This window comes from Micromonospora sp. TSRI0369, assembly GCF_001905625.1.
GTDB classification, from domain to species: Bacteria; Actinomycetota; Actinomycetes; order Mycobacteriales; family Micromonosporaceae; genus Micromonospora; species Micromonospora echinospora_A.
Window position 1 is genome coordinate 440,293 of the sequence record NZ_LIVU01000005.1, and the last position, 20,522, is coordinate 460,814.

A 20,522-nucleotide genomic window follows, 5' to 3' on the forward strand; every position below is an offset into this window, starting at 1 on the left:
GTCAGAGCGCCGCGATCGCGGCCGACTCCGGCGGCAGCTCGATACCGTCGCGCATCACCGTGACGCCCTCGGACGTGGCGAGCAGCACCCGGCGTACCACCCCGGGCAGGTTGATCCGCTGCGCCCGGTCGGCCAGGTTCGCCACCACGAGCGTGTCGCCGCGCCGCATCACCAGGAACCGGTCGCCGTGACGGACGTCGACCCGGTCCAACCGGGGGTCGGACAGGTCGGCCCGCGAGCGGCGCAGCGCGATCAGCCGCCGGTAGAGGTCGTACGTCTCGCGGTGCTCCGGCTTGTCCAGCTCGGCCCAGTCCAGCCGGGACCGCAGGAACGTCTGCGGGTCCTGCGGGTCCGGCACGTCGTCGGTGGCCCAGCCGTGGTCGGCGAACTCCCGTCTGCGGCCGGTGGCGACAGCCGTCGCCAGTTCCGGCTCGGGATGGCTGGTGAAGAACTGCCACGGCGTGGTGGCCGCCCACTCCTCCCCCATGAACAGCATCGGCGTGAACGGCGCTGTCATCAGCAGCGTCGCGCCGACCCGCAGCAGCCCGGGCGACAGGGTGGCGGAGATCCGGTCGCCGGTGGCCCGGTTGCCGATCTGGTCGTGGTTCTGCAGGTACGCCACGAAGCGGTGGCCGGGCGTGCGCTGCCTGTCGACCGGGCGGCCGTGGCTGCGGCCCCGGAAGCTGGACCAGGTGCCGGCGTGGAAGAACCCGCCGGTCAGCACGTCGGTGAGGCACTCCAGGGAGCCGAAGTCGCCGTAGTAGCCCTGCCGTTCGCCGGTGAGCAGCGTGTGCAGCGCGTGGTGGGCGTCGTCGTTCCACTGGGCGTGCAGGCCGTACCCGCCCGCCTCGCGGGGCGTGATCAGGCGCGGGTCGTTGAGGTCGCTCTCGGCGATCAGCGACAGCGGGCGGCCCAGATGCGTGGACAGCGCCTCCACCTCGGCGGCGACCTCCTCCAGCCAGTGCACGGCCCGGCCGTCCGGCATGGCGTGCACGGCGTCCAGCCGCAGCCCGTCGACGTGGTAGTCGCGCAGCCAGCCCAGCACGCTGTCGGCGATGTAGCGGCGTACCCCGTCGGAGTGCGGGCCGTCCAGGTTGACGGTGCGGCCCCAGGTGTTGCTCTGCTCGGTGAGGTACGGCGCGAACCGCGGCGCGTAGGCCCCGGAGGGCCCGAAATGGTTGTAGACGACGTCGAGGATCACCCCCAGGCCCTTGGCGTGGGCGGCGTCGACGAACCGTTTCAGGCCGTCCGGGCCGCCGTACGGCTCGTGCGGGGCGAACCAGCAGACGCCGTCGTAGCCCCAGTTGTACTCGCCGTTGAACGCGTTGACGGGCAGCAGCTCGACCATGTCCACGCCGAGGTCGACGAGGTGGTCGAGCCGGGCGATCGCCCCGTCGAACGTGCCCTCCGGGGTGAACGTGCCGATGTGCAGCTCGTACAGCACGCTGCCGGGCAGCTGCCGGCCGGTCCAGGCGGAGTCGGTCCAGCCGAACGCGGCGTGGTCGTAGAGCCGGCTGGGCCCGTGCACCCCGGCCGGCTGCCAGGCCGAGCGGGGGTCGGGCAGGGCCTGCTCGTCGTCGTCGAGCAGGAACGCGTAGTCGGTGCCCGGCCCGGTGCCGGGCACCTCGACCCGCCACCAGCCGTCCGGGCCCTGACGCATCGCGTGGTCGTCGGCGCCGGGCAGGCGCAGCCGCACCCGGGCGGCCTCGGGCGCCCACACCGTGAACTCGGTCATGCGGCGGCCTCCACAGAGTCGGTGGGTGCGAGGAGGGCGACGGGATAGGTGCTCAGCAGATCATCGAGGAGCAGCTCAGAACCACTGTAGACCCGTCCGGTGAACAAGTCGGTGCGCTCGTGAACGGGAAGTGACAGCACCGTGTCCCGCCAGCCGCCGGAGCGGGCCAGCCGCAGCGGCAGCCGGGTCGCCACCGCCACCGCGCCACCCCTGTCGAAGGCCACCGCGTGCGCCGCGGCCGGGCCGCGCGCCGGCACCGGCCGGTAGCCGCCGAACAGGTCCGGGCGGTCACGGCGCAACCGCAGCGTCCGGGACACCACGAGCAGCTTGGCCGCGCCGTCGGCGGCCACCGCGGGCCGCCAGCCGGCGTCGAGCCGGGCCAGCAGGTCCCGGCGTACGGCGAAGTCGACCGGACGCCGGTTGTCCGGGTCGACGAGCGAGTTCTCCCACAGCTCGGTGCCCTGGTAGACGTCCGGCACGCCGGGCATGGCGAGCTGCACCAGCTTCTGCCCGAGCGCGTTGGACCAGCCGGGCGGGGTGATCTCGGCGGCGAACGCGGTGATCTGCGCGTGCAGCTCCGGGTCGTCGTACATCCGGTCGACCAGGGCGTGCAGCTCGTGCTCGAAGCCCGGGTCCGGGTCGGCCCAGCTGGTGGTGACCGACGCCTCCCGGGCGGCCTTCTCGGCGTACCCGTGCAGTCTCTCCCGTTCGATCGGCCAGGCCCCGACGGCGGTCTGCCAGAGCAGGTGGGCCAGCGCGGGGTCGGCCAGCGGCGCGCGGGACATCCAGTCGGCGACCCGCTCGGCCCAGCGGCCGGGCAGCTCGGACAGCACCGCGAGCCGGGCGCGGACGTCCTCGCCGCGCTTGGTGTCGTGGGTGGACAGCGCGGTCATGCTCGCCGGCCAGCGCACCTGCCGGGCGGCGGCGAAGCGGTGCAGCTCGGCCGCTGGTACGCCGAAATGGGCCGGGCTGCCGCCGACCTCGTTGAGCGCGACGAACCGGCTCCACCGGTAGTACGCGGTGTCCTCCACGCCCTTGGCCATCACCGCGCCGGTCAGCTGCGGGAACCGGGCGGCCAGCTCGTGGCCGGGGTCGCGCAGCCTCGCGGTGACCTGGTCGAGCACGCCGGTCAGGTCGGGACGGCGGCGGCCGGCCTCGGCGCGGGCGGCGGCCAGGTGCCGGGCGCCGGAGGGTGGATAGCCGCGGTAGACCGGGAAGCACGCGGCCAGCTCGGCCAGGGCGGCGCGGACCTGCTCGCCGGGCAGCTCGGGCACGAGCGTGGACAGCCGGGTCAGCTCGGCGGCGAGCAGCCGGGTGGCGGCCTCCAGCTTGGTGGCGTGCGTCAGGTCCTCCCAGGACCTGTGCCGCCCGGTGAGCCGGCCGTCCAGCGTGGTGAACTCCGCTTCGGCGTCCGGGTCGACGAACAGCCCGGACACGGCGGCCAGCGCGTCGTATCCGGTGGTGCCGTCGACCGGCCAGTCCGGCAGGTCCTCGCCGTACTCCAGGATCTTCTCCACCACGAGCCAGCGCTCCGGCGCGGCGGCGCGCAACCGGGCCAGGTAGCCCGCCGGGTCGCGCAGGCCGTCCGGGTGGTCGACCCGGATGCCGTCGACCTCCCCCGCGTCGACCCAGCGCAGGATCTCCGCGTGGGTGGCGTCGAACACCTCCGGGTCCTCCACCCGCAGGCCGGCCAGGTCGGAGACGGCGAAGAACCGGCGGTACGTCAGCTCGGCGTCGCCGCGCCGCCAGTTCACCAGCTCGTAGTGCTGCCGGTCGTGCACCTGCCGGGGCGTCCCGTCGCCGGTGCCGTCGGCGACCGGGAAGCGGTGCTCGTGGTAGCGCAGCTCCCCGTCGACGAGCTTCAGGTCGTCCAGCGCGTCGGCGCTGTCGGCGAGCACCGGCAGCAGCAGCCGCCCGCGGTCCCAGTCGATGTCGAACCAGCGCGCGTACGCCGACTCGCGTCCCCGCCGCAGCACGTCCCACCAGGCCGGGTTGGCCTCCGGCCGGGCGACGCCGGCGTGGTTGGGCACGATGTCCACGACCAGGCCCAGCCGGGCCGCGCGCAGCGCCCGGACCAGCCGCGCCCGGGCGGCCTCGCCGCCGAGCTGCGGGTTGACCGCGCGGTGGTCGACCACGTCGTAGCCGTGCGTGGAGCCGGGCGTGGCGGTGAGCAGGGGCGCGGTGTAGAGGTGGGTGACGCCGAGCGCGGCGAGGTAGCCCGCCAGCTCGGCCGTGGCGTCCAGGTCGAAGCCGGGCCGCACCTGGACCCGGTAGGTCGAGCGGGGGGTGTCGGGCATGGGTCAGGCCGTCCTCTCCAGGACCAGCAGCGAGCGGTCCGGTACGCAGACCGTGCCGCCCGCCTCGACCAGTGTCGTCTTCTCCGGATCGGGTTCCGCGGTGCTGATCACCAGCTCCCACCGGCTGCCGAACTCCTCGCCGGGCAGCGTGAAGTCCAGCGGCGCGTCGTGCGCGTTGAACAGCAGCAGGAACGAGTCGTCCCGGTGGCGCTGGCCGTACTGGCCGCGTTCCCCGATGCCGTCGCCGTTGACGAACAGGGCCACCGAGCGGCCGAAGTCGTTGCCCCAGTCCTCGCCGGTCATCTCCCGGCCGTCCGGGGTGTACCAGGCCAGGTCCGGCAGCCCGGAGCCGGCGGCCCGGCCGCCCACCGGCAGGCCGGTGAAGAACCGGCGGCGGCGGAACACCTGGTGCCGGTTGCGGAACTCGGTGAGCCGGCGGACGAAGTCCAGCAGCTCGGTGTCGGCCCGGTCCCAGTCGACCCAGGCGAGTTCGCTGTCCTGGCAGTAGGCGTTGTTGTTGCCGCGCTGAGTGCGGCCCAGCTCGTCGCCGTGGCCGAGCATCGGCACGCCCTGGGACAGCATCAGCGTGGCCAGGAAGTTGCGCCGCTGCCGGGCCCGCAGCGCGCGTACGCCCGGGTCGTCGGTCTCCCCCTCGACGCCGCAGTTCCAGGACCGGTTGTGGCTCTCCCCGTCCCGGTTGTCCTCGCCGTTTGCGTCGTTGTGCTTGTCGTTGTAGGAGACCAGGTCGGTGAGCGTGAACCCGTCGTGGCAGGTGACGAAGTTGATGCTGTGGAACGGGCGGCGGCCGTCGTCCTGGTAGAGGTCGGCCGAGCCGGAGATGCGGGAGGCGAACTCGGCGAGCGTGGCCGGCTCCCCGCGCCAGAAGTCGCGTACGGTGTCGCGGTACTTGCCGTTCCACTCGGTCCACTGCGGCGGGAAGTTGCCCACCTGGTAGCCGCCGGGGCCGACGTCCCACGGCTCGGCGATGAGCTTCACCCGGCCGACCACCGGGTCCTGCTGCACCACCTCGAAGAACGTGGACAGGCGGTCCACCTCGTAGAACTCGCGGGCCAGCGTGGCCGCCAGGTCGAACCGGAAGCCGTCGACGTGCATCTCGGTGACCCAGTAACGCAGCGAATCCATGATCAGCTGGAGTGAGTGCGGGCTGCGCACGTTGAGGCTGTTGCCGGTGCCGGTGTAGTCGACGAAGTAACGCCGATCCTCCTCGGAGAGGCGGTAGTAGCTGGGCGTGTCGATGCCCTTGAAGCTCAGCGACGGCCCGAGGTGGTTGCCCTCGGCGGTGTGGTTGTAGACCACGTCGAGGATGACCTCGATGCCGGCGGCGTGCAGCGCCTTGACCATGCCCCGGAACTCCTGCACCTGCTGGCCCAGGCGACCCAGCGCGGAGTAGCCGTGGTGCGGGGCGAAGAAGCCGATGGAGTTGTAGCCCCAGTAGTTGCGCAGCCCCAGGTCGGTCAGGCGGTGGTCGTGCACGAACTCGTGCACCGGCATCAGCTCCACCGCCGTCACGCCGAGCCGCTTGAAGTGCTCGATCATCACCGGCGAGGCGATCGCCGCGTACGTGCCGCGCAGCTCCTCCGGGATGCCCGGGTGGCGCATGGTCAGCCCGCGCACGTGCGCCTCGTAGATCACCGAGTGGTGGTACGGGGTGCGCGGCGGCCGGTCGTTGCCCCAGTCGAAGTACGGGTTCACCACCACCGACTTCGGCATGTACGGCGCCGAGTCCTCGGTGTTCATCCGGTCCGGGTCGCCGCCGACCTCGTAGTCGTAGACCGACGGGTGCCAGGTGACCTCCCCGTCGACCGCCTTCGCGTACGGGTCGAGCAGCAGCTTGTGCGGGTTGCAGCGCAGCCCCTCGGCCGGGTTCCACGGGCCGTGCACCCGGTAGCCGTACCGCTGGCCGGGCTCGACGCCGGGGATGTAGGCGTGCCAGACGTACGCGTCGACCTCGCGCAGCTCCACCCGGCGCTCGGTGCCGATGTCCCACTCGTCGAACAGGCAGAGCTCGACCTTCTCCGCCACCTCGGAGAAGATCGCGAAGTTGGTCCCCATCCCGTCGTACGTGGCGCCGAGGGGGTAGCTCTCGCCCGGCCAGACCTGCATGTCGCTCCTTCGGCCCATGATCGTGAGCGCAGCGGACAGGGGGCCGCCGATGCGCACGCCGGTGATGCCCCGTCGTACGCCTCGTCAATCCACCCGTTCGGACGGTAACCGAAATCCGCCCTCGTGGGGCCGGGTGTCACGTTTCGGGCACCCTGCGACGGTCGGGCTCACCCGTCCCGGCATTTCATAGCCGGGCCCGACGGAATAGGCAGGTCACTTCACAATAGAGGGTCACCCGCATTCATAGACGCCCCTCCCCCACTTTATCTTCTCGTTACATCGACTTCACACGATCAGAAAAGGGGGCAATTGATGCAGCGATTCACCGTTCAACCCCGCCTGAACTGGAGCTTCTCGAATAGTGGATCCGGAACTACGCCGCGTCACCGCCCGGAACCTTTCCGTTCCTGACCGGCCGTCACCTGCGCGAATTGACGGTTCCGCCTCGCTTTATCTCCCCGTTACATCAGCGCGGCGCCAATCCCGCCAGGTCCGGCCTACGCTTCGTTCCACTGTCCACATCGATCCGAAAAGAGGATGAATCGATGGGTGAAAGCAGGAACGCGTCGATCGACCTGTCCGACCTGGACACCACTGCGGTCTCCTGGTCGGGCGCCGGTGACGAGGCGTCGGCAGGGCTCTACGCCATGCCGACGGCCGGCGGGATCACGCTGACCGACCCGTCCGCCATGGGCAAGGGCTCCTGCGGCGGCGCCGCGTGCCAGGGCCGGCCGATCCAGTGGTGCTGCGTCAACTGCCACTGATCATCGCGGAGCCGCCGGCGATCGCCGGCGGCTCCGTCCCCGTCAGCGCGGCCGGTGGCCCGGCTCGTGGGACAAGCGGAGAGGTACGTCAGATGAGCGTTGAACCCGGTCGAGCCGTCGAGCTGAGCGTGGTGATCCCCACCCACGCGGACGCCCCCTGCCTGGAGCTCACGCTGCGGTCGCTGCGACGCCAGACGCTGGACCCGGACCGCTTCGAGGTCATCGTGGTCCGCGACGGTGGGGACGGCAGCCAGTACTCCGGCATCGCCGACGCCGGCAAAGGGCTGCGCCTGCACTTCGTCGAACGGCCCGAGCGCGGCGGCCGGGCGGCGGCCCGCAACGAGGCCGCGCGGCGGGCGACCTCGCCGCTGCTGCTGTTCCTCGACGCCGACTCGTACGCCACGCCGGACCTGCTGCGCCGCCACCTCGACCACCACCGCGACCCGTCCGCGCCGGCGGTGCTGATGGGCCGACGCGACGAGACCGGCATCGAGCACGTGCACGCGGCGCTGGCCGACCAGCCGACGATGCCCGTACCCCGGCTCCGTGGGCGCGGTGGCGGCGACATGCGGTTCGGGACCGAGGAGGGACCGTCCGGCGACGACTGGCTGCTGGCCGGCTGGCTGTTCTGCTTCACCCACAACGCGTCGGTACGCCGGGACGTGTTCGAGGCGGTGGGCGGCTTCGACGAGGGCTTCGGCCTGCGCTGGGGCCTGGAGGACATGGAGCTGTTCTACCGGGTGCACGCGCACCTCGGCGTGCTCAACCGCAACTTCGCCTACGACGACCTGGCCGCCGTCTACCACCTGCCGCACCACCGCAACGTCATCCAGAACTGGAACGACTTCATGGACAACCTGGATCGGGTCGCGCTCAAGTACCCGGTCGTGGAGTGGGAGTTCGCCGGGCCGGTGGACGTGGCCCGCGCGGCCGAGCGGGTGGTGCACTACCGCCGGGCGATGGACGACTGCGTACGCCGGTCCTGGTGCCGGATCGGCCCGGCGGTGCAGCGGCTCGCCGGTCGCCTGCCCGGCGACCGGGTGCTGTGGGTCGGCACCGGCAGCGCCGAGGCCGGGCTGCCCGACGGCGCGTTGACCTACGACTACGGGGCGCCGGCGGGTCCGGCCAACTTCCACCTGGTCGGGATCAGGCCACCGGTCGCCGCGGACAGCCTGGACGCCGTGGTCAGCGTCGACTTCTGGCGGTACCTCTACTGGGAGGACCTGTGCCAGTTCGTCAACGTCGCCGGTGGCCTCGCCGACGAGGTGCACCTGGTCTCCACCGGCGCGGAGCTCTCGGCGCGGTTCGACCCGGATCCGGCGAGCCTGGGCTACCTCGGCCGGGTCATGGGCGCGGCGTTCGAGACCACCCTGACCGAGGTCGACGGCCTCGGTTCGGTGCTGCGGCTGCGCCCGCACCGCCGTGCCGCCGTCGCGGCCGGCTGACCGGGAACGGCAACGCCGATGCCAGTGATCGAGGCCAGTGGCCTGACCAAGCGGTTCCGGATCGCCGACAAGCAGCCGGGCCTGCGCGGCTCGCTGCGCCATCTCGTACGGCCACGACACGTCGAGCACGTGGCGGTCGACGGCGTCGACCTGTCGATCTCCGCCGGCGAGGCGGTCGCGTACGTCGGGCCCAACGGCGCCGGGAAGTCGACGACTGTCAAGCTGCTCACCGGCATCCTGCACCCCACCGCCGGGCGGGTACGCGTCTGCGGCCTCGACCCGCACCGCGACCGGCACGCCAACGCCCGCAACATCGGCGTGCTGTTCGGCCAGCGCAGCCAGCTCTGGTGGGACCTGCAGGTGCGCGACTCCCTCGCCCTGCTGCGCGACATCCACCGCATCCCCCGGGCCCGGTACGCGGCACGCCTGGAGGAGTTCGACGCGCTGCTCGGGCTCAGCCGGCTGCTGCCGGTGGTCGCCCGGCAGCTCTCGCTCGGCCAGCGGATGCGAGCCGACCTGGCCGCCGCGCTGCTGCACTCACCGCCCGTGGTGTTCCTCGACGAGCCGACCATCGGGCTGGACATCGTCGCCCGGCAGGCCGTCCGGGACTTCCTGCGGGCCCAGCGCGCGAGCGGGACCACGGTGCTGATGACCACGCACGACATCGGTGACATCGAGCAGGTCTGCCGCCGGCTCGTGATCATCGACGGGGGCCGGATCATCTTCGACGGCTCGATCGACGCCGTCCGCCGGCTGGTCGCCGACCAGCGGACCGTGCACCTGACGCTCGGCGCCGACTGGCACGGCGACCTCGACGCCGACCTGCCGGGCGTCCGGCTGGCCCACGACGGGTCGGCGCGGCAGATCGCTGTCACGTTCGACCACGGCGCGTACGGCGCGGGCGAGATCGTCTCGGTGGTCGCCCGTCAGGCGCCGGTGGTGGACATCCGGATCGACGAGCCGTCCATCGAGGACGTGGTGCGCCGGGCGTACGCCGGCGAGCTGAGCCCGTCGGTGCCGGCATGAGGGCGTACCTGACGCTGGCGCGGATGTCCTGGTCGACGCTGCTGATCTACCGGGGCGAGTTCCTCCTCCAGCTCACCGGGGTCGTGGTGCAGACCGTGGCGCTGTTCGCGGTCTGGCAGGCGGTCTTCGCCGGCGCGGCCGGCGGCGCGGTGGGCGGGTTGTCCTGGGAGCAGATGAAGGGCTACCTGGTCGTGGCGTTCCTGACCGGGGCGCTGCTGTCGAGCTTCACCGACGCGCAGATCGCCGGCCCGGTGCTGCACGGCACCGTGGCGCTCGACCTGGTCCGGCCGATCGACTACCAGCTCTCGCGTTTCGCGCTGTCGCTCGGATACGTCGTCGGTGAGGTGCTGACGGTGGCGGTGATGGCGGCGACGCTGGTGTCGGCGTTCGGCGGCGCCGCGCTGCCCGCCGCCGGTCAGGCCGGACTGTTCCTGCTCAGCCTGCTGGCGGTGGTGCCGCTGAAGTTCGGCCTGGTCTACCTCGTCGGGCTGCTGTGCTTCTGGACCGGCAACTTCCACGGGCTGAGCCTGTCGCGGGTGGCGATCACCAACATCCTCTCCGGGGCGCTGGTGCCGATCGCGTTGTTCCCGGGCTGGCTCCAGGTCGTCTGCCAGCTCTCCCCGTTCCCCGGCATCGTCTCCACCCCGGCGCTGATCTACCTGGGGCAGGTACGTGGCGCCGAGGCGGTGACGCTGATCGGCGTACAGCTGCTCTGGGTCGTGGTGTTGTGGGGCGCGGCCCGGCTGCTGTGGTCCGCGGGCGTGCGGCGGCTCACCGCGCACGGCGGGTGACCGGCCGATGATGCACGAGGCACGGATCTACCGCCGGTTGCTCGGCGCGCATCTGCGGGCGGTGCTCGAGTACCGCGCCGACGCGCTCCTGACGATCGGGGCGACACTGCTCGGTCAGCTCGCCGGGCTGGTCTTCGTGGTCATGGTGTTCCGGCAGGTGACGGCGCTCGGCGGGTGGACCCGCTGGGAGGTGCTGTACGTCTGCGCCATGGTGATGCTCGCCGAGGGCGTCGGCTCCCTGCTGTTCGAGGGGACGTGGCATCTCGGCGGCCTGGTCAACCTCGGCCTGCTGGACTACCTGCTGGTCCGGCCCTACCCGGTGGTGCTCCAGGTCACCGGCAACGCGGTCGGGTTCAACGGTCTCGGCAACGTCGGGTTCGGCGCGGCGCTGCTCGGCGCCGCGGCCGTCCACCTCGACCTGGCCTGGACGCCGCTGACGGTGCTCTGGGCGGCGCTGCTGCTCGTCAGCGGGGTGCTGGTCAAGCTGGCGGTCAACCTGGCCACCAACGCTGTCGTCTTCTGGCTGCTGAGCCCGTCCAGTTCGCTCGCGGCGAGCGTGCACACCCTCGGCGATCTGGCCCGCTATCCGCTGACCCTGTACGGCACCGGCCTGCGCTCGCTGCTGACGCTCGTACCCGTCGCGTTCGTCGGCTACTTCCCGACGGCCGCGCTGCTGGACAAGGGCGCCTCGACCACGGCGGGCGCGCTCACCCCGGTCGTCGCGGCGGCCTGCGCGGCCGGGGCGTGGGCGCTCTTCCGGGCCGGGTTGCGCCGGTACGAGAGCGCGGGCAGTTGAGATGGCGGCTTCGCGAGCCGGCGTCGCCGGCCGGTACCTGGCGGCGGTGCGGGCCGACACCGGGCAGCCGACGGCGTATCTGCCGCCCTGCGGCAAGCGGTATCCGGGCGCGGCCCGCCGGCCGCTGCGGTGGCCCGGCCCGGGGTCCGTGCCGCTCGGCGACGGCTGCCTCGACCGGCTCAGCGCGATGCTTCTCGGGTACGCGCCACGCCGGGCGGAGACGATCACGCTGGCCGGGCTGTCCGCGTTGACCGGCGCCCCGCTGGACACGCCCACGCCGTCGCGGCTGCTGCCCGGCTGGCACACGCTGCGCCGGTCGGTGCCCTCCGGCGGGGCGTTCCACCCCAACGAGATCTACCTCGCCTGGGCCGGCTCCCCCGACCTGGCGGCCGGCGTCTACCACTACGACCCGCCGCACCACTGCCTGGAACTGCTGCGCCCGGGCAGCCCGGCCGCCCGGCTCGACCGGCTTCTCGGGGTCGCGGCGGCGCCCCGGCACGCGCTGCTGCTGACCCACCGGCCGTGGAAGAACACCAGCAAGTACGGAGCGTTCGGCTACCGGCTGGGCATCGTCGACTCCGGTGTCCTGCTGGCCCAGATGCTCACGTCGCCGGTGGACGCGACACCGCGCCTGGACCTCGATCCGGCGCTCGCCGGTGAGCTGCTCGGACTCGACGCCGAACTGGAGGCCACCTACGCGGCGATCGAGTTCCCCGCGCACGCGGACGTCCCCTGGACACCGCTCGCTTCCGGCGGGCCGCCCCCGGCGACCGGGCTGGACCACGACCGGCTCGGCCACGACGCCGCCCACCCGAGCGCGGTGGCGCTGCACCGGGCGACGTACGACCGTTACGCCGACGCCGAGCCGCCTTCGGCCGACCGCCTCCCGGCCGACTGTCTCTCGGCCCGGCGCCTCCCGGCGGACCGCCTTCCGGTGGGCCCGGCGGCGGGCCGGGCGCTCGACCTGCCGCCGGCCCGGCCGCTCGATCTGGTCGCGGCCGCCGCCCGCCGCGCCTCCGCCGCGAACCTCGGCCCGGGGCTGACCGCCGGGCAGGTCGCCGACATCCTGGCCTGCGCCGCCGGCCGGGCCGGGTCGCCGGCCCTGGTGGCGCTGGCCCGGCAGCCGCTGTACCCGGAGATCTGGTGCCTCGCCCGGACCGTCGACGGCATCCCGGCGGACGCGTACCGCTACCGGCCGCACCGCCACCGGCTGGTGCCGACCGGGCCGCCGGGAACGGCCGACGACGCGGCGGCGTACCCGCACCGGGTCGACCGCCGGATGGTCACCCGCGGCGCGACCCTCTACCTGGTCCACGCCGGAAGCCGGCCCGTCGACCAGCTCTCCCCGGCCTCGTTCCACCGGCTGCACCTGCTCGCCGGCGTGGCCCTTCACCTGGCCGGGCTCGCCGCCACCGCGACCGGCGCGGCGAGCCGGGCACTGGGCGGCCTCACCGCCGACGCGGTCGCCGCCCGGCTCGGCCTGCCGGACGGGGCGTCGCCGCTGACGCAACTGCTGGTCGGCACGCCCGCGCCGCGTCCCGGGGTGCTGGCGGCCCATCTCACCGAAGGGAACCCTCATGGCTGAACAGGACGTTCCGGCGCTCGTCGGCACCCCCACGCCGGACACGGTGCTCGCGGCGGTCGCCGAGCACGGCGCGGTGCTGCTGCGCGGCGGGTGGCGGCACGACGCCTACGTCGCGCTCGGCGACGCGCTGATGACCGCGTCGCCGTACCAGGGCGGGTTCCACGACGAGCGGGACGTGATCGGCGGTGACCCGACGACGACCACAGTCACCCGGGGAACGCAGGGCATGCCGCTGCACCGGGAGGCGTCGTACGCGCCCGGCGCCCCGGACCTGCTGATGTTCCGGTGCGAGCGGCCCGCCGCCGACGGCGGGGCCACGACGCTGTGCGACGGTCTCGCGCTGCTGGCCGCCCTGCCCGCCGCGGTCCGCGCCGCCTGCGAGGAGTTGACGCTGCGCTGGGAGAGCGCGCTGCCCACACCGGTGTGGCAGCGGATGTGCGGCACGACCGACCCGGCGGCGGCGGAGCGGATGCTGCGGCAGTGGGAGCCGTACCTGCGGCCGTGGGAGTCGATCCACATCGACGTGGACGAGGACGCGATGACTGTCGGCTTCGGCACCCGGTGCACGCCACCGACCCTCTTCGAAGGTGTGCCGGCGTTCTGCAACTCGCTGTTCATCAGCCGCCCGCAGCCCGGCGAGTACCACGACCGGCGGCTGCGGGTGCGCTCCGGCACCGGCGCACCGGTGCCCGAGGACCTCGTGGCCACCGCCGCGGACGTCGCCGCGCGGCTGACTGTGGCGGTGCCGTGGCGGTCCGGTGACGTGCTGGTCGTGGACAACTCCCGGTACCTGCACGGCCGGCAGGCGTTCACCGACGCCGGACGCGCGGTCGCGGTGCGGATGGGACACCTGCGGAAGGAGGTGGCCGCGTGAGGGTCAAGCTCCGCGACGACCTGATGTACGTGCCGGTCGACGACGGCGTGTACCTGGAGACAGGGCTCGCCAGTACGCACCTGGCGGGCGCGTCGGCGTACGGCCTCGTGCAGCGGCTCGCCCCGCATCTGGACGGCAGCCACACGGTGCAGGAGCTGACCGACGGTCTCCCCGCGGCACAGCGGCAGCTCGTCACCGACCTGGTCGGGATGCTGGTGCGGCGCGGTATCGCCCGCGACCTCGACAGCGAGCCGCCACACACGTTGCGGGACTGGGAACTCGACACCTACCGGGACTCGATCGCGTTCGCCGAGCACGCCACCGACGCGCCGCTGAGCCGCTTCGAGGCGTTCCGCAACGGACGGGTGCTGCTCGTCGGCGCCGGCGCCGGCATGCTCGCGCTCGTCCAGACGCTGTTCGAACTCGGGCTGCGTACGGCCTCGCTGGTCGAGACCGCCGAGACCGGCACCGAACGCGACGGCTTCCGGCGGATCGTGCAGCGGCGTCGTGCCGAGGATCCGACGACCGGGCTGACGCTGCTGGACGCGGCCGCCGCCCTCGACACCGACGAAGGTCTCGCCGGCCTGCTGGCGGGGTACGACGCGGTGCTGCACTGCGCCGCCCGTCCGATGGCCGCGCGGGCGACGCGGCTGAACCGGGCGGCCCGGGCGATCGGGGTGCCCGTCCTGCACGCGGTACCCGGCGGCGAGGAGGCGTGGATCGGCCCGACCGGCGGCGGCGTCGCCGGCGGCTGCTGGGAGTGCGGCCTGCTCAGCCGGCAGGGCGCCGGGGTCCCCCCGAGTGACGGCGACGAGCCGGACACGACGTCCGAGTGGCTGTCGGCGCCGGTCTGCGGCCTGATCGGCGCGGCGCTCGGGTTCGCGTACCTGCGCCACCGGATGGGAGCCGAGACCACCGCCACGAACCGGATGACCCGCGTGGACCTGGAAACCGCTGTCACCAGCGAGCATCTGCTCGACGTGCACCCCCGCTGCCGCTCCTGCCGGCCCCCGGTCGCGTACGCCGATCTCGCCGCGCACGTCGACGCGATGGCCGCCCGCACGCCGGTGGACGTCGAGGAGTTCGTCGCCCGGATGCCGTTCCTGGTCGACGCGCGCCTGGGCCCGCTGCTGGCCATCGACACCGGCGCCCACTCGCAGATCTCGGTCAGCTGCGTCGAGGCGACGGTCGTGGACCTGGCCGGCGGCGCCCCGCGGCTGCTCACCGCCGTCGGCGGCAGCCGGGAGCAGGCGCTGCTGCGCGCCGCTACGGCGGCACTGGAGACGCTCGCGGCGCGGGGCTGCACCGACGACGACGCCACGGTGTGGTGGGACGCCGGGCGCGGCGCTCTCGTCGACGCGCAGCCGGACGGCGTGGTGATCGCCGGCGGTCACACCTGGGCGGAGGCGCGCGGCCGGGCGATCCTGAAACTGCGGCGTGCGGCCGCGACCCCGCCGGAGGTCACCACTGCCGACGGCGGGCCGTCCGGCGGCTGGCTCGACCGGACGCGGTGGCCGGAGCGGACCCGCGTCATGGCACACGAGCTGGCACTCCTCGGCCACGAGCCGCGGGCGTGGCACGACGGATCGAGCACCCCGACCGTGTTCGTCGCCGCCGGCGACAGGTGGGTCGCCCACAGCTGCGCCACCGACACGGACACCGCCCTGGCGAACGCGATGCAGGCGGCGGTCGCCGTCCTGACCGGACGCCGCCCGGACGGCGCCGAGATCGGACCGGACGTGGGCGGCGGCGACTGGGACACGGCGCTGCCGCCGCTGCTGCGCGAGCTGGCACGGGACGGGCGGTCGCTGCTGGTGCGGCCGGCCGACTCGCTGCCCGGGGCGCAGCGGGTGATGCCGTTCATGATCAGGGCGGCGTGGTCGCCACGAGCGGGGAGCAGGGCATGACCGACGTCACGACCACACCGGCCGTCCCCGCCTCGCCCGACGTGGCGCCGCGTCACGGCCTGCGGATCCTCGGCGCCGGCGCCCTGTGCCGGGCGGTGGAACAGGCGCTGGGCGCCGCCCCGGTCGCCGACGTCGACGTCTTCGTCGTCGACGGGTCACCGGAGGACGTCGAGGTGGCCGCCCGGGCGGCTGCCGACGCCGGCCGGGCCTTCCTGCCGGTGTACACCACGCCGCGCGGCGTACGGATCGGCCCCTTCGTCAGGCCCGGACGGCCGGGCTGCCACCACTGCCTCCAGGTGCGGCAACGCCGGGCGCGGACCACCGGGACACCACACCGGTCCGCGCTGTGGCAGGGGCTCTACGACGGCAGCGTGCAGCCCGCCCGGCCCGTCCTCGGCCCGCCGGTACGCGCCACTGTGGCCGCGCTCGTGGCCGACGAGCTGCGCCGGGTCGCGCAGGGCGGCGACGGCCGGTGCGCGGAAGCGGTGCTGGAGGTCGTCACGGCCTCGCTGGCCGTCAAGCGGCACCGGTTCGTCCCCGAACCCGGCTGCCCGGTGTGCGGCCCGTTGACGGACGACGGCCCGGCCGCCGGCACCTTCACGCTGACGTCCCGGCCGAAGCGGGCACCGGGCGACTACCGGGCCCGCAGCCTCCCCGACGAGCACCTCGCCCTGCTGGCGGCGCTGCACGACGAGGAGACCGGGCTGCTGTCGTCTATCACCGTCCACCACAACCATCCGATGGTCCTCGCCGGCGCGATCGGTGGCCCGTTGTGCTGTGGTGAACTGGCCGGCTACGGCCGGACCTTCACCTACCCGGCGAGCGTGGCCGTCGCCGTCGCCGAGGCGCTGGAACGGCTCGGCGGCAACGTGCCACGCGCCCGCCGTACCGTCACCCGCGCCTCGTTCCGCGAGCTCGGACCCGGGCGGGCCGTCGAGCCGACGGAGTTCGGGCTGCCGCCCGCGCCGCCCGACGACCACGCGGTCGCGTACGACCCGGGCCGGCCCGTGGAATGGGTGTACGCCTACTCGTTCCGGCGCGACGGCCCGGTGCTGGTGCCGGAGACCTTCGCCTACTACGGCTCGCACGGCACGGGTTTCGGTCCGGAGTGTTCCAACGGCTGCGCGCTGGGCGCGAACCTCGAAGAGGCGATCCTGCACGGCATCTTCGAGGTCGCCGAACGGGACGCCTTCCTGTCCACCTGGTACGCCCGGCTGCCAGTGCCGCGCGTGGACCCGATGACCTCCGCCGACCCGATGACCCGCGTGCTCGTCGACTGGATCCAGCGGACCACCGGCAGCCGCCTGGACGTCTTCGACATCACCATGCCCGAAGGCGTCCCGGCGGTGTGGCTGATGCTCGTCGACGACGAGGTGCGGCCGGGACGTCCCCGGGCGTTCTGCGGTGCGGGGGCACACCTGGACCCGGAGCGTGCCCTGTGGTCCGCGCTGGTGGAGCTCGCCAGCGTCGCCGAGGCCACCCGGGAGATGGTCGCCGAGGACACCACGGCCCCCGGCCTGGTCGCCGACCCCGACCTGGTCCGGACCATGGAGGACCACCTGCTGGTGGCGGCCTGCCCGGACGCCTGGCCGCGCTTCGCGTTCCTGTACGAGCGCGACGAGATCCTGTCCATGGCGGAGGCTTTCCCGCCAGCGGCGCGCCACCGCCCGGCCACGGACCTGCTCGACGACCTGCGGCACGTGACCGGACGCTACCTCGACGAGGGCCTGGACGTGGTGGTCGTCGACCAGACCGCCCGCGAGCAGGCGGCCGTCGGCCTCACCAGCGTGAAGGTGCTGATCCCGGGGCTGCTGCCGATGACGTTCGGCCACCGCAACCGGCGCGTCGACCTGCCCCGGCTGCGCGACCTGCCGGTCCGGCTCGGACACCGGGCCGAACCGCTCACCCCGGAGGAGATCAACCCGCACCCGCACCCGTTCCCGTGACCGTCTCATGTGTACGGGGGTCGCCGGAGAGTGACGAGGATCGCTCACCGCGCGCGAGAGGATCCGGCGCAGTAGGTTGGCAGGGTGACTGGACGGTTCCGGTTCCCGATCGACGTCAGCACCCTCCCGGTGGCCCGCGATCGGTATCCGGCCCAGGCCGTCGTCGGCGAGCTGGTGCCGACGCCCGGCCGGCCGCCCGGTCGCTCCTGACCACCGCTCGTCGCCGCCATCGATGCCGGCGTGCCTCACCATGCATGGACGGAGATCGACGTGACCACTCTGCGGGTCGGCGCTCAGCCCGCCACCGCGACGGACCGGCTCCACCGGCCCACCCTCACCTCCCGCCCGGCCCCGCCGTCACCGGCCGGGACAGGGCCCCGGACCCGGCGCATCCTGATGCTGTCGTGGGAGTACCCGCCGGTGCTCGTCGGCGGGCTCGGCCGCCACGTCCACGCGCTGTCCGTCGCGCTGGCCGCCGCCGGGCACGAGGTCACAGTCGTCACCCGCCACGCCGAGGGCGCTCCCCTGGAGGAGTACGCCGACGGCGTGCGCATCGTCCGCGCCGCCGAGGACCCCGTCCGGTTCCCGCTCGCCACCGGGTCGCTGCTGGCCTGGACCATGGCGTTCAACCACACGCTGACCCGGGCCGCGCTGCGCGCCGCCTCCTCCGGCGCCTACGACGTCATCCACGCCCACGACTGGCTCGTCGCGCACACCGCGATGACGCTGCGCGAGCACCTGGACGTGCCGCTGGTCAGCACGATCCACGCCACCGAGGCGGGCCGGCACCAGGGCTGGCTGCCGGAGGAGATGAACCGCACCATCCACGGCGTCGAGCACTGGCTCGCCGGCGAGTCCGGCCGCGTGATCGTGTGTTCCGGCTACATGCGCGACGAGGTGGGCGCGCTGTTCGGCGTGGACGCCGCCCGCGTCGACGTGGTGCCCAACGGTGTCGAGCCGCACCGCTGGCGGGTGCCCGCGTCGGCGGTCGCCGCCGCCCGGGCCCGGTTCGCCGCCGACGGCCCGCTGGTCACGTTCGCCGGCCGCCTGGTGTACGAGAAGGGCGTGCAGCACCTGCTGGCCGGGCTGCCCCGGCTGCGCGACCGGCACCCCGGCCTGCGCGCGGTGATCGTCGGCGACGGGCCGTACCGGGCCGAACTGGAGGCCGAGGTGCACCGCCTCGGGCTGGGCGCCACTGTCAGCATGCCCGGGTTCCTCGGCGGCACCGACCTGCCCGCCGTGATGGCCGCCTCGGACTGCTTCGCGGTGCCGAGCATCTACGAGCCGTTCGGCATGGTGGCGCTGGAGGGGGCCGCCGCGGGCGCGCCGCTGGCAGTGGCCCGTACCGGCGGGCTGGCCGAGATCGTCGAGCCGGGCGTCACCGGGATGACGTTCGCCCCGCACGACCCGGACGGGCTCGCCGAGGCGGTGCACGCGCTGCTGTCCGACCGGGACCGGGCCCGTGCGCTCGCCCGGCGGGCCCGCGCCATGGTCCACGAGCGGTACGGCTGGGCCGCCATCGCGTCCCGCACCGCCGCCGCGTACGCCGCCGCCATCGCCGGCGACCCCGCGTTCACCGCCGCCCGGGCCCAGCACCGCATGGCCCACGGCCACCCCACGCCGCGAGTCCCCGAGGGCAACCTCCTCACCGCCGCCGGCCTGCGGTAAGGAAGGGCCCCCTATTAACGCCTGGGGTAGAGGAAGGGCCCCTTGTTAACGCCCTCCACCCCGGTGCACGCGACGAAGGCCGCCGACCCGAGCTGGGTCGGCGGCCTTCGTCGTCCGCGTGTTAAAAGGGGGCCCCTCCTCTACCGGAGGCGTTAATAGGGGGCCCTTCCTTGCACGCTCAGCGCTGGTCGGCGGGGACGTAGTCCCGCTCGGTGGCACCGGTGTAGATCTGCCGCGGGCGACCGATCTTGGTCTCCGGGTCGTTGATCATCTCGCGCCACTGCGCGATCCAGCCGGGCAGCCGGCCCAGCGCGAACAGCACCGTGAACATCTTGGTCGGGAAGCCCATGGCCTTGTAGATCAGGCCGGTGTAGAAGTCCACGTTCGGGTAGAGCCGGCGGGACACGAAGAAGTCGTCGGCGAGCGCGATCTCCTCCAGCTGCACCGCGAGGTCCAGCAGCGGGTCCGGCTTGGACATCCGGCCGAGCACGTCCTGGGCGGCCTTCTTCACGATGGCGGCGCGCGGGTCGTAGTTCTTGTAGACCCGGTGCCCGAAGCCCATCAGCTTCACGCCGTCCTGCTTGTCCTTCACCTTCCGCACGAAGGAGCGGACGTCACCGCCGTCGGCCTGGATCTTCTGGAGCATCTCCAGCACGGCCTGGTTGGCGCCGCCGTGCAGCGGGCCGAACAGCGCGTTCACGCCGGCCGAGACCGAGGCGAACAGGTTGGCGTTGCTGGAGCCGACCAGCCGCACGGTCGAGGTGGAGCAGTTCTGCTCGTGGTCGGCGTGCAGGACGAACAGCATGTCCAGCACCCGGGCCACCACCGGGTCGACCTCGTACGGCTCGGCCGGCACGCCGAAGGTCATCCGCAGGAAGTTCTCGACGTAGCCGAGCGAGTTGTCCGGGTACAGCAGCGGCTGACCGATCGACTTCTTGTACGCGTACGAGGCGATGGTCGGGACCTTCGCCATCAGCCGCACGGTGGACATCTCCACGTGCTCGGAGTCGAACGGGTCCAGGCTGTCCTGGTAGAAGGTGGAGATGGCGCTGACGGCCGAGGAGAGCACGGCCATCGGGTGCGCGTCACGGGGGAAGCCGTCGAAGAACCGGCGCATCTCCTCGTGCAGCAGCGAGTGCCGCCGGATCCGCTCGCTGAACTCGGTGAGCTGCGTCTGGGTCGGCAGCTCGCCGTAGATCAGCAGGTAGGAGACCTCCAGGAAGGAGGACTTCTCGGCCAGCTGGTCGATCGGGTAACCCCGGTACCGCAGGATGCCGGCATCACCGTCGATGTAGGTGATGGCGGACGAGCAGGACGCGGTGTTCACGAAACCGGGGTCGTACGTGGTCATCCCGGTTTCCTTGAGCAGCTTGCTCACCCCGATCCCGGCGGGGCCCTCAACCGCGGACTGCACCGGCATCGACAGCTGCCCACCGGGGTGGTCGAGCTTGACTTCCGTCATCTGTTCCTCGCTTCGCCGGCAAGATCTTCGTTGAATTGCCTTCGCTTCTACCGTAATCACGGCGCGGAGAACACCGCTCGTCATGGTTTCGGGGTGAGGTGT

General features: G+C 73.2%; 15 protein-coding genes. 11 read left to right on the top strand and 4 right to left on the bottom strand.

The genetic code is table 11. The features are described from left to right. Window position 1: 1 nt before the first annotated feature. The 3 genes from treZ to glgX are packed head-to-tail and all read right to left on the bottom strand — an operon-like array spanning window position 2 to window position 6,156. Window positions 2–1,735 carry a malto-oligosyltrehalose trehalohydrolase gene (gene treZ, locus AMK25_RS19340; RefSeq protein ID WP_073829735.1) on the bottom strand — a complete coding sequence of 578 codons (1,734 nt, stop codon included), beginning with the start codon at window positions 1,733–1,735 and terminating at the stop codon, window positions 2–4. After that, window positions 1,732–4,032 carry a malto-oligosyltrehalose synthase gene (gene treY, locus AMK25_RS19345; protein WP_073829736.1) on the bottom strand — a complete coding sequence of 767 codons (2,301 nt, stop codon included), beginning with the start codon at window positions 4,030–4,032 and terminating at the stop codon, window positions 1,732–1,734. The genes treZ and treY overlap by 4 nt, the downstream gene beginning before the upstream one ends. A gap of 3 nt (window positions 4,033–4,035) precedes the next feature. Then, entirely contained in the window at window positions 4,036–6,156 is a 2,121-nt protein-coding gene (gene glgX, locus AMK25_RS19350) for a glycogen debranching protein GlgX (protein WP_073829737.1), read from the bottom strand. A gap of 545 nt (window positions 6,157–6,701) precedes the next feature. On the opposite strand from glgX, the gene AMK25_RS19355 reads away from it, so the two are divergent. The 11 genes from AMK25_RS19355 to AMK25_RS19400 all read left to right on the top strand — a co-directional run bounded on the left by AMK25_RS19355 (window position 6,702) and on the right by AMK25_RS19400 (window position 18,958). Then, window positions 6,702–6,920 carry a hypothetical protein gene (locus AMK25_RS19355; RefSeq protein WP_073829738.1) on the top strand — a complete coding sequence of 73 codons (219 nt, stop codon included), beginning with the start codon at window positions 6,702–6,704 and terminating at the stop codon, window positions 6,918–6,920. A 92-nt stretch (window positions 6,921–7,012) separates the two neighbouring features. After that, window positions 7,013–8,365, top strand: coding sequence for a glycosyltransferase (locus tag AMK25_RS19360; protein ID WP_083664763.1), 1,353 nt, complete (start codon window positions 7,013–7,015; stop codon window positions 8,363–8,365). Window positions 8,366–8,383: 18 nt separating this feature from the next. Beyond that, window positions 8,384–9,391, top strand: a complete 1,008-nt coding sequence (locus AMK25_RS19365) for an ABC transporter ATP-binding protein (protein ID WP_073829740.1) — start codon at window positions 8,384–8,386, stop codon at window positions 9,389–9,391. Continuing rightward, entirely contained in the window at window positions 9,388–10,182 is a 795-nt protein-coding gene (locus AMK25_RS19370) for an ABC transporter permease (RefSeq protein WP_073829741.1), read from the top strand. The genes AMK25_RS19365 and AMK25_RS19370 overlap by 4 nt, the downstream gene beginning before the upstream one ends. 7 nt (window positions 10,183–10,189) lie before the next feature. After that, window positions 10,190–10,978: an ABC transporter permease gene (locus tag AMK25_RS19375; protein ID WP_241826411.1), complete on the top strand. Its 789-nt coding sequence runs from the start codon at window positions 10,190–10,192 to the stop codon at window positions 10,976–10,978. A 1-nt stretch (window position 10,979) separates the two neighbouring features. Beyond that, window positions 10,980–12,563 (top strand): hypothetical protein, encoded by a 1,584-nt coding sequence (locus tag AMK25_RS19380; RefSeq protein WP_073829742.1) that lies wholly within the window; start codon window positions 10,980–10,982, stop codon window positions 12,561–12,563. Continuing rightward, entirely contained in the window at window positions 12,556–13,437 is an 882-nt protein-coding gene (locus AMK25_RS19385) for a TauD/TfdA family dioxygenase (RefSeq protein WP_073829743.1), read from the top strand. Before AMK25_RS19380 ends, AMK25_RS19385 begins: the two co-directional genes overlap by 8 nt. Continuing rightward, window positions 13,434–15,344: a hypothetical protein gene (locus tag AMK25_RS19390; RefSeq protein WP_073829744.1), complete on the top strand. Its 1,911-nt coding sequence runs from the start codon at window positions 13,434–13,436 to the stop codon at window positions 15,342–15,344. Before AMK25_RS19385 ends, AMK25_RS19390 begins: the two co-directional genes overlap by 4 nt. After that, window positions 15,341–17,290, top strand: a complete 1,950-nt coding sequence (locus AMK25_RS19395; protein WP_073830037.1) for a TOMM precursor leader peptide-binding protein — start codon at window positions 15,341–15,343, stop codon at window positions 17,288–17,290. The genes AMK25_RS19390 and AMK25_RS19395 overlap by 4 nt, the downstream gene beginning before the upstream one ends. An 84-nt stretch (window positions 17,291–17,374) precedes the next feature. Beyond that, window positions 17,375–17,500, top strand: a complete 126-nt coding sequence (locus AMK25_RS32995) for a hypothetical protein (RefSeq protein ID WP_274534186.1) — start codon at window positions 17,375–17,377, stop codon at window positions 17,498–17,500. 60 nt (window positions 17,501–17,560) lie between these two features. After that, a complete protein-coding gene (locus AMK25_RS19400) occupies window positions 17,561–18,958 on the top strand; it encodes a glycosyltransferase family 4 protein (protein WP_073829745.1) in 1,398 nt (465 codons plus the stop codon). A 178-nt stretch (window positions 18,959–19,136) separates the two neighbouring features. On the opposite strand, the gene AMK25_RS19405 is transcribed toward AMK25_RS19400, so the two are convergent. Continuing rightward, on the bottom strand, window positions 19,137–20,420 hold the full coding sequence (locus AMK25_RS19405; RefSeq protein ID WP_073829746.1) for a citrate synthase: 1,284 nt from the start codon (window positions 20,418–20,420) through the stop codon (window positions 19,137–19,139). Window positions 20,421–20,522 lie beyond the last annotated feature (102 nt).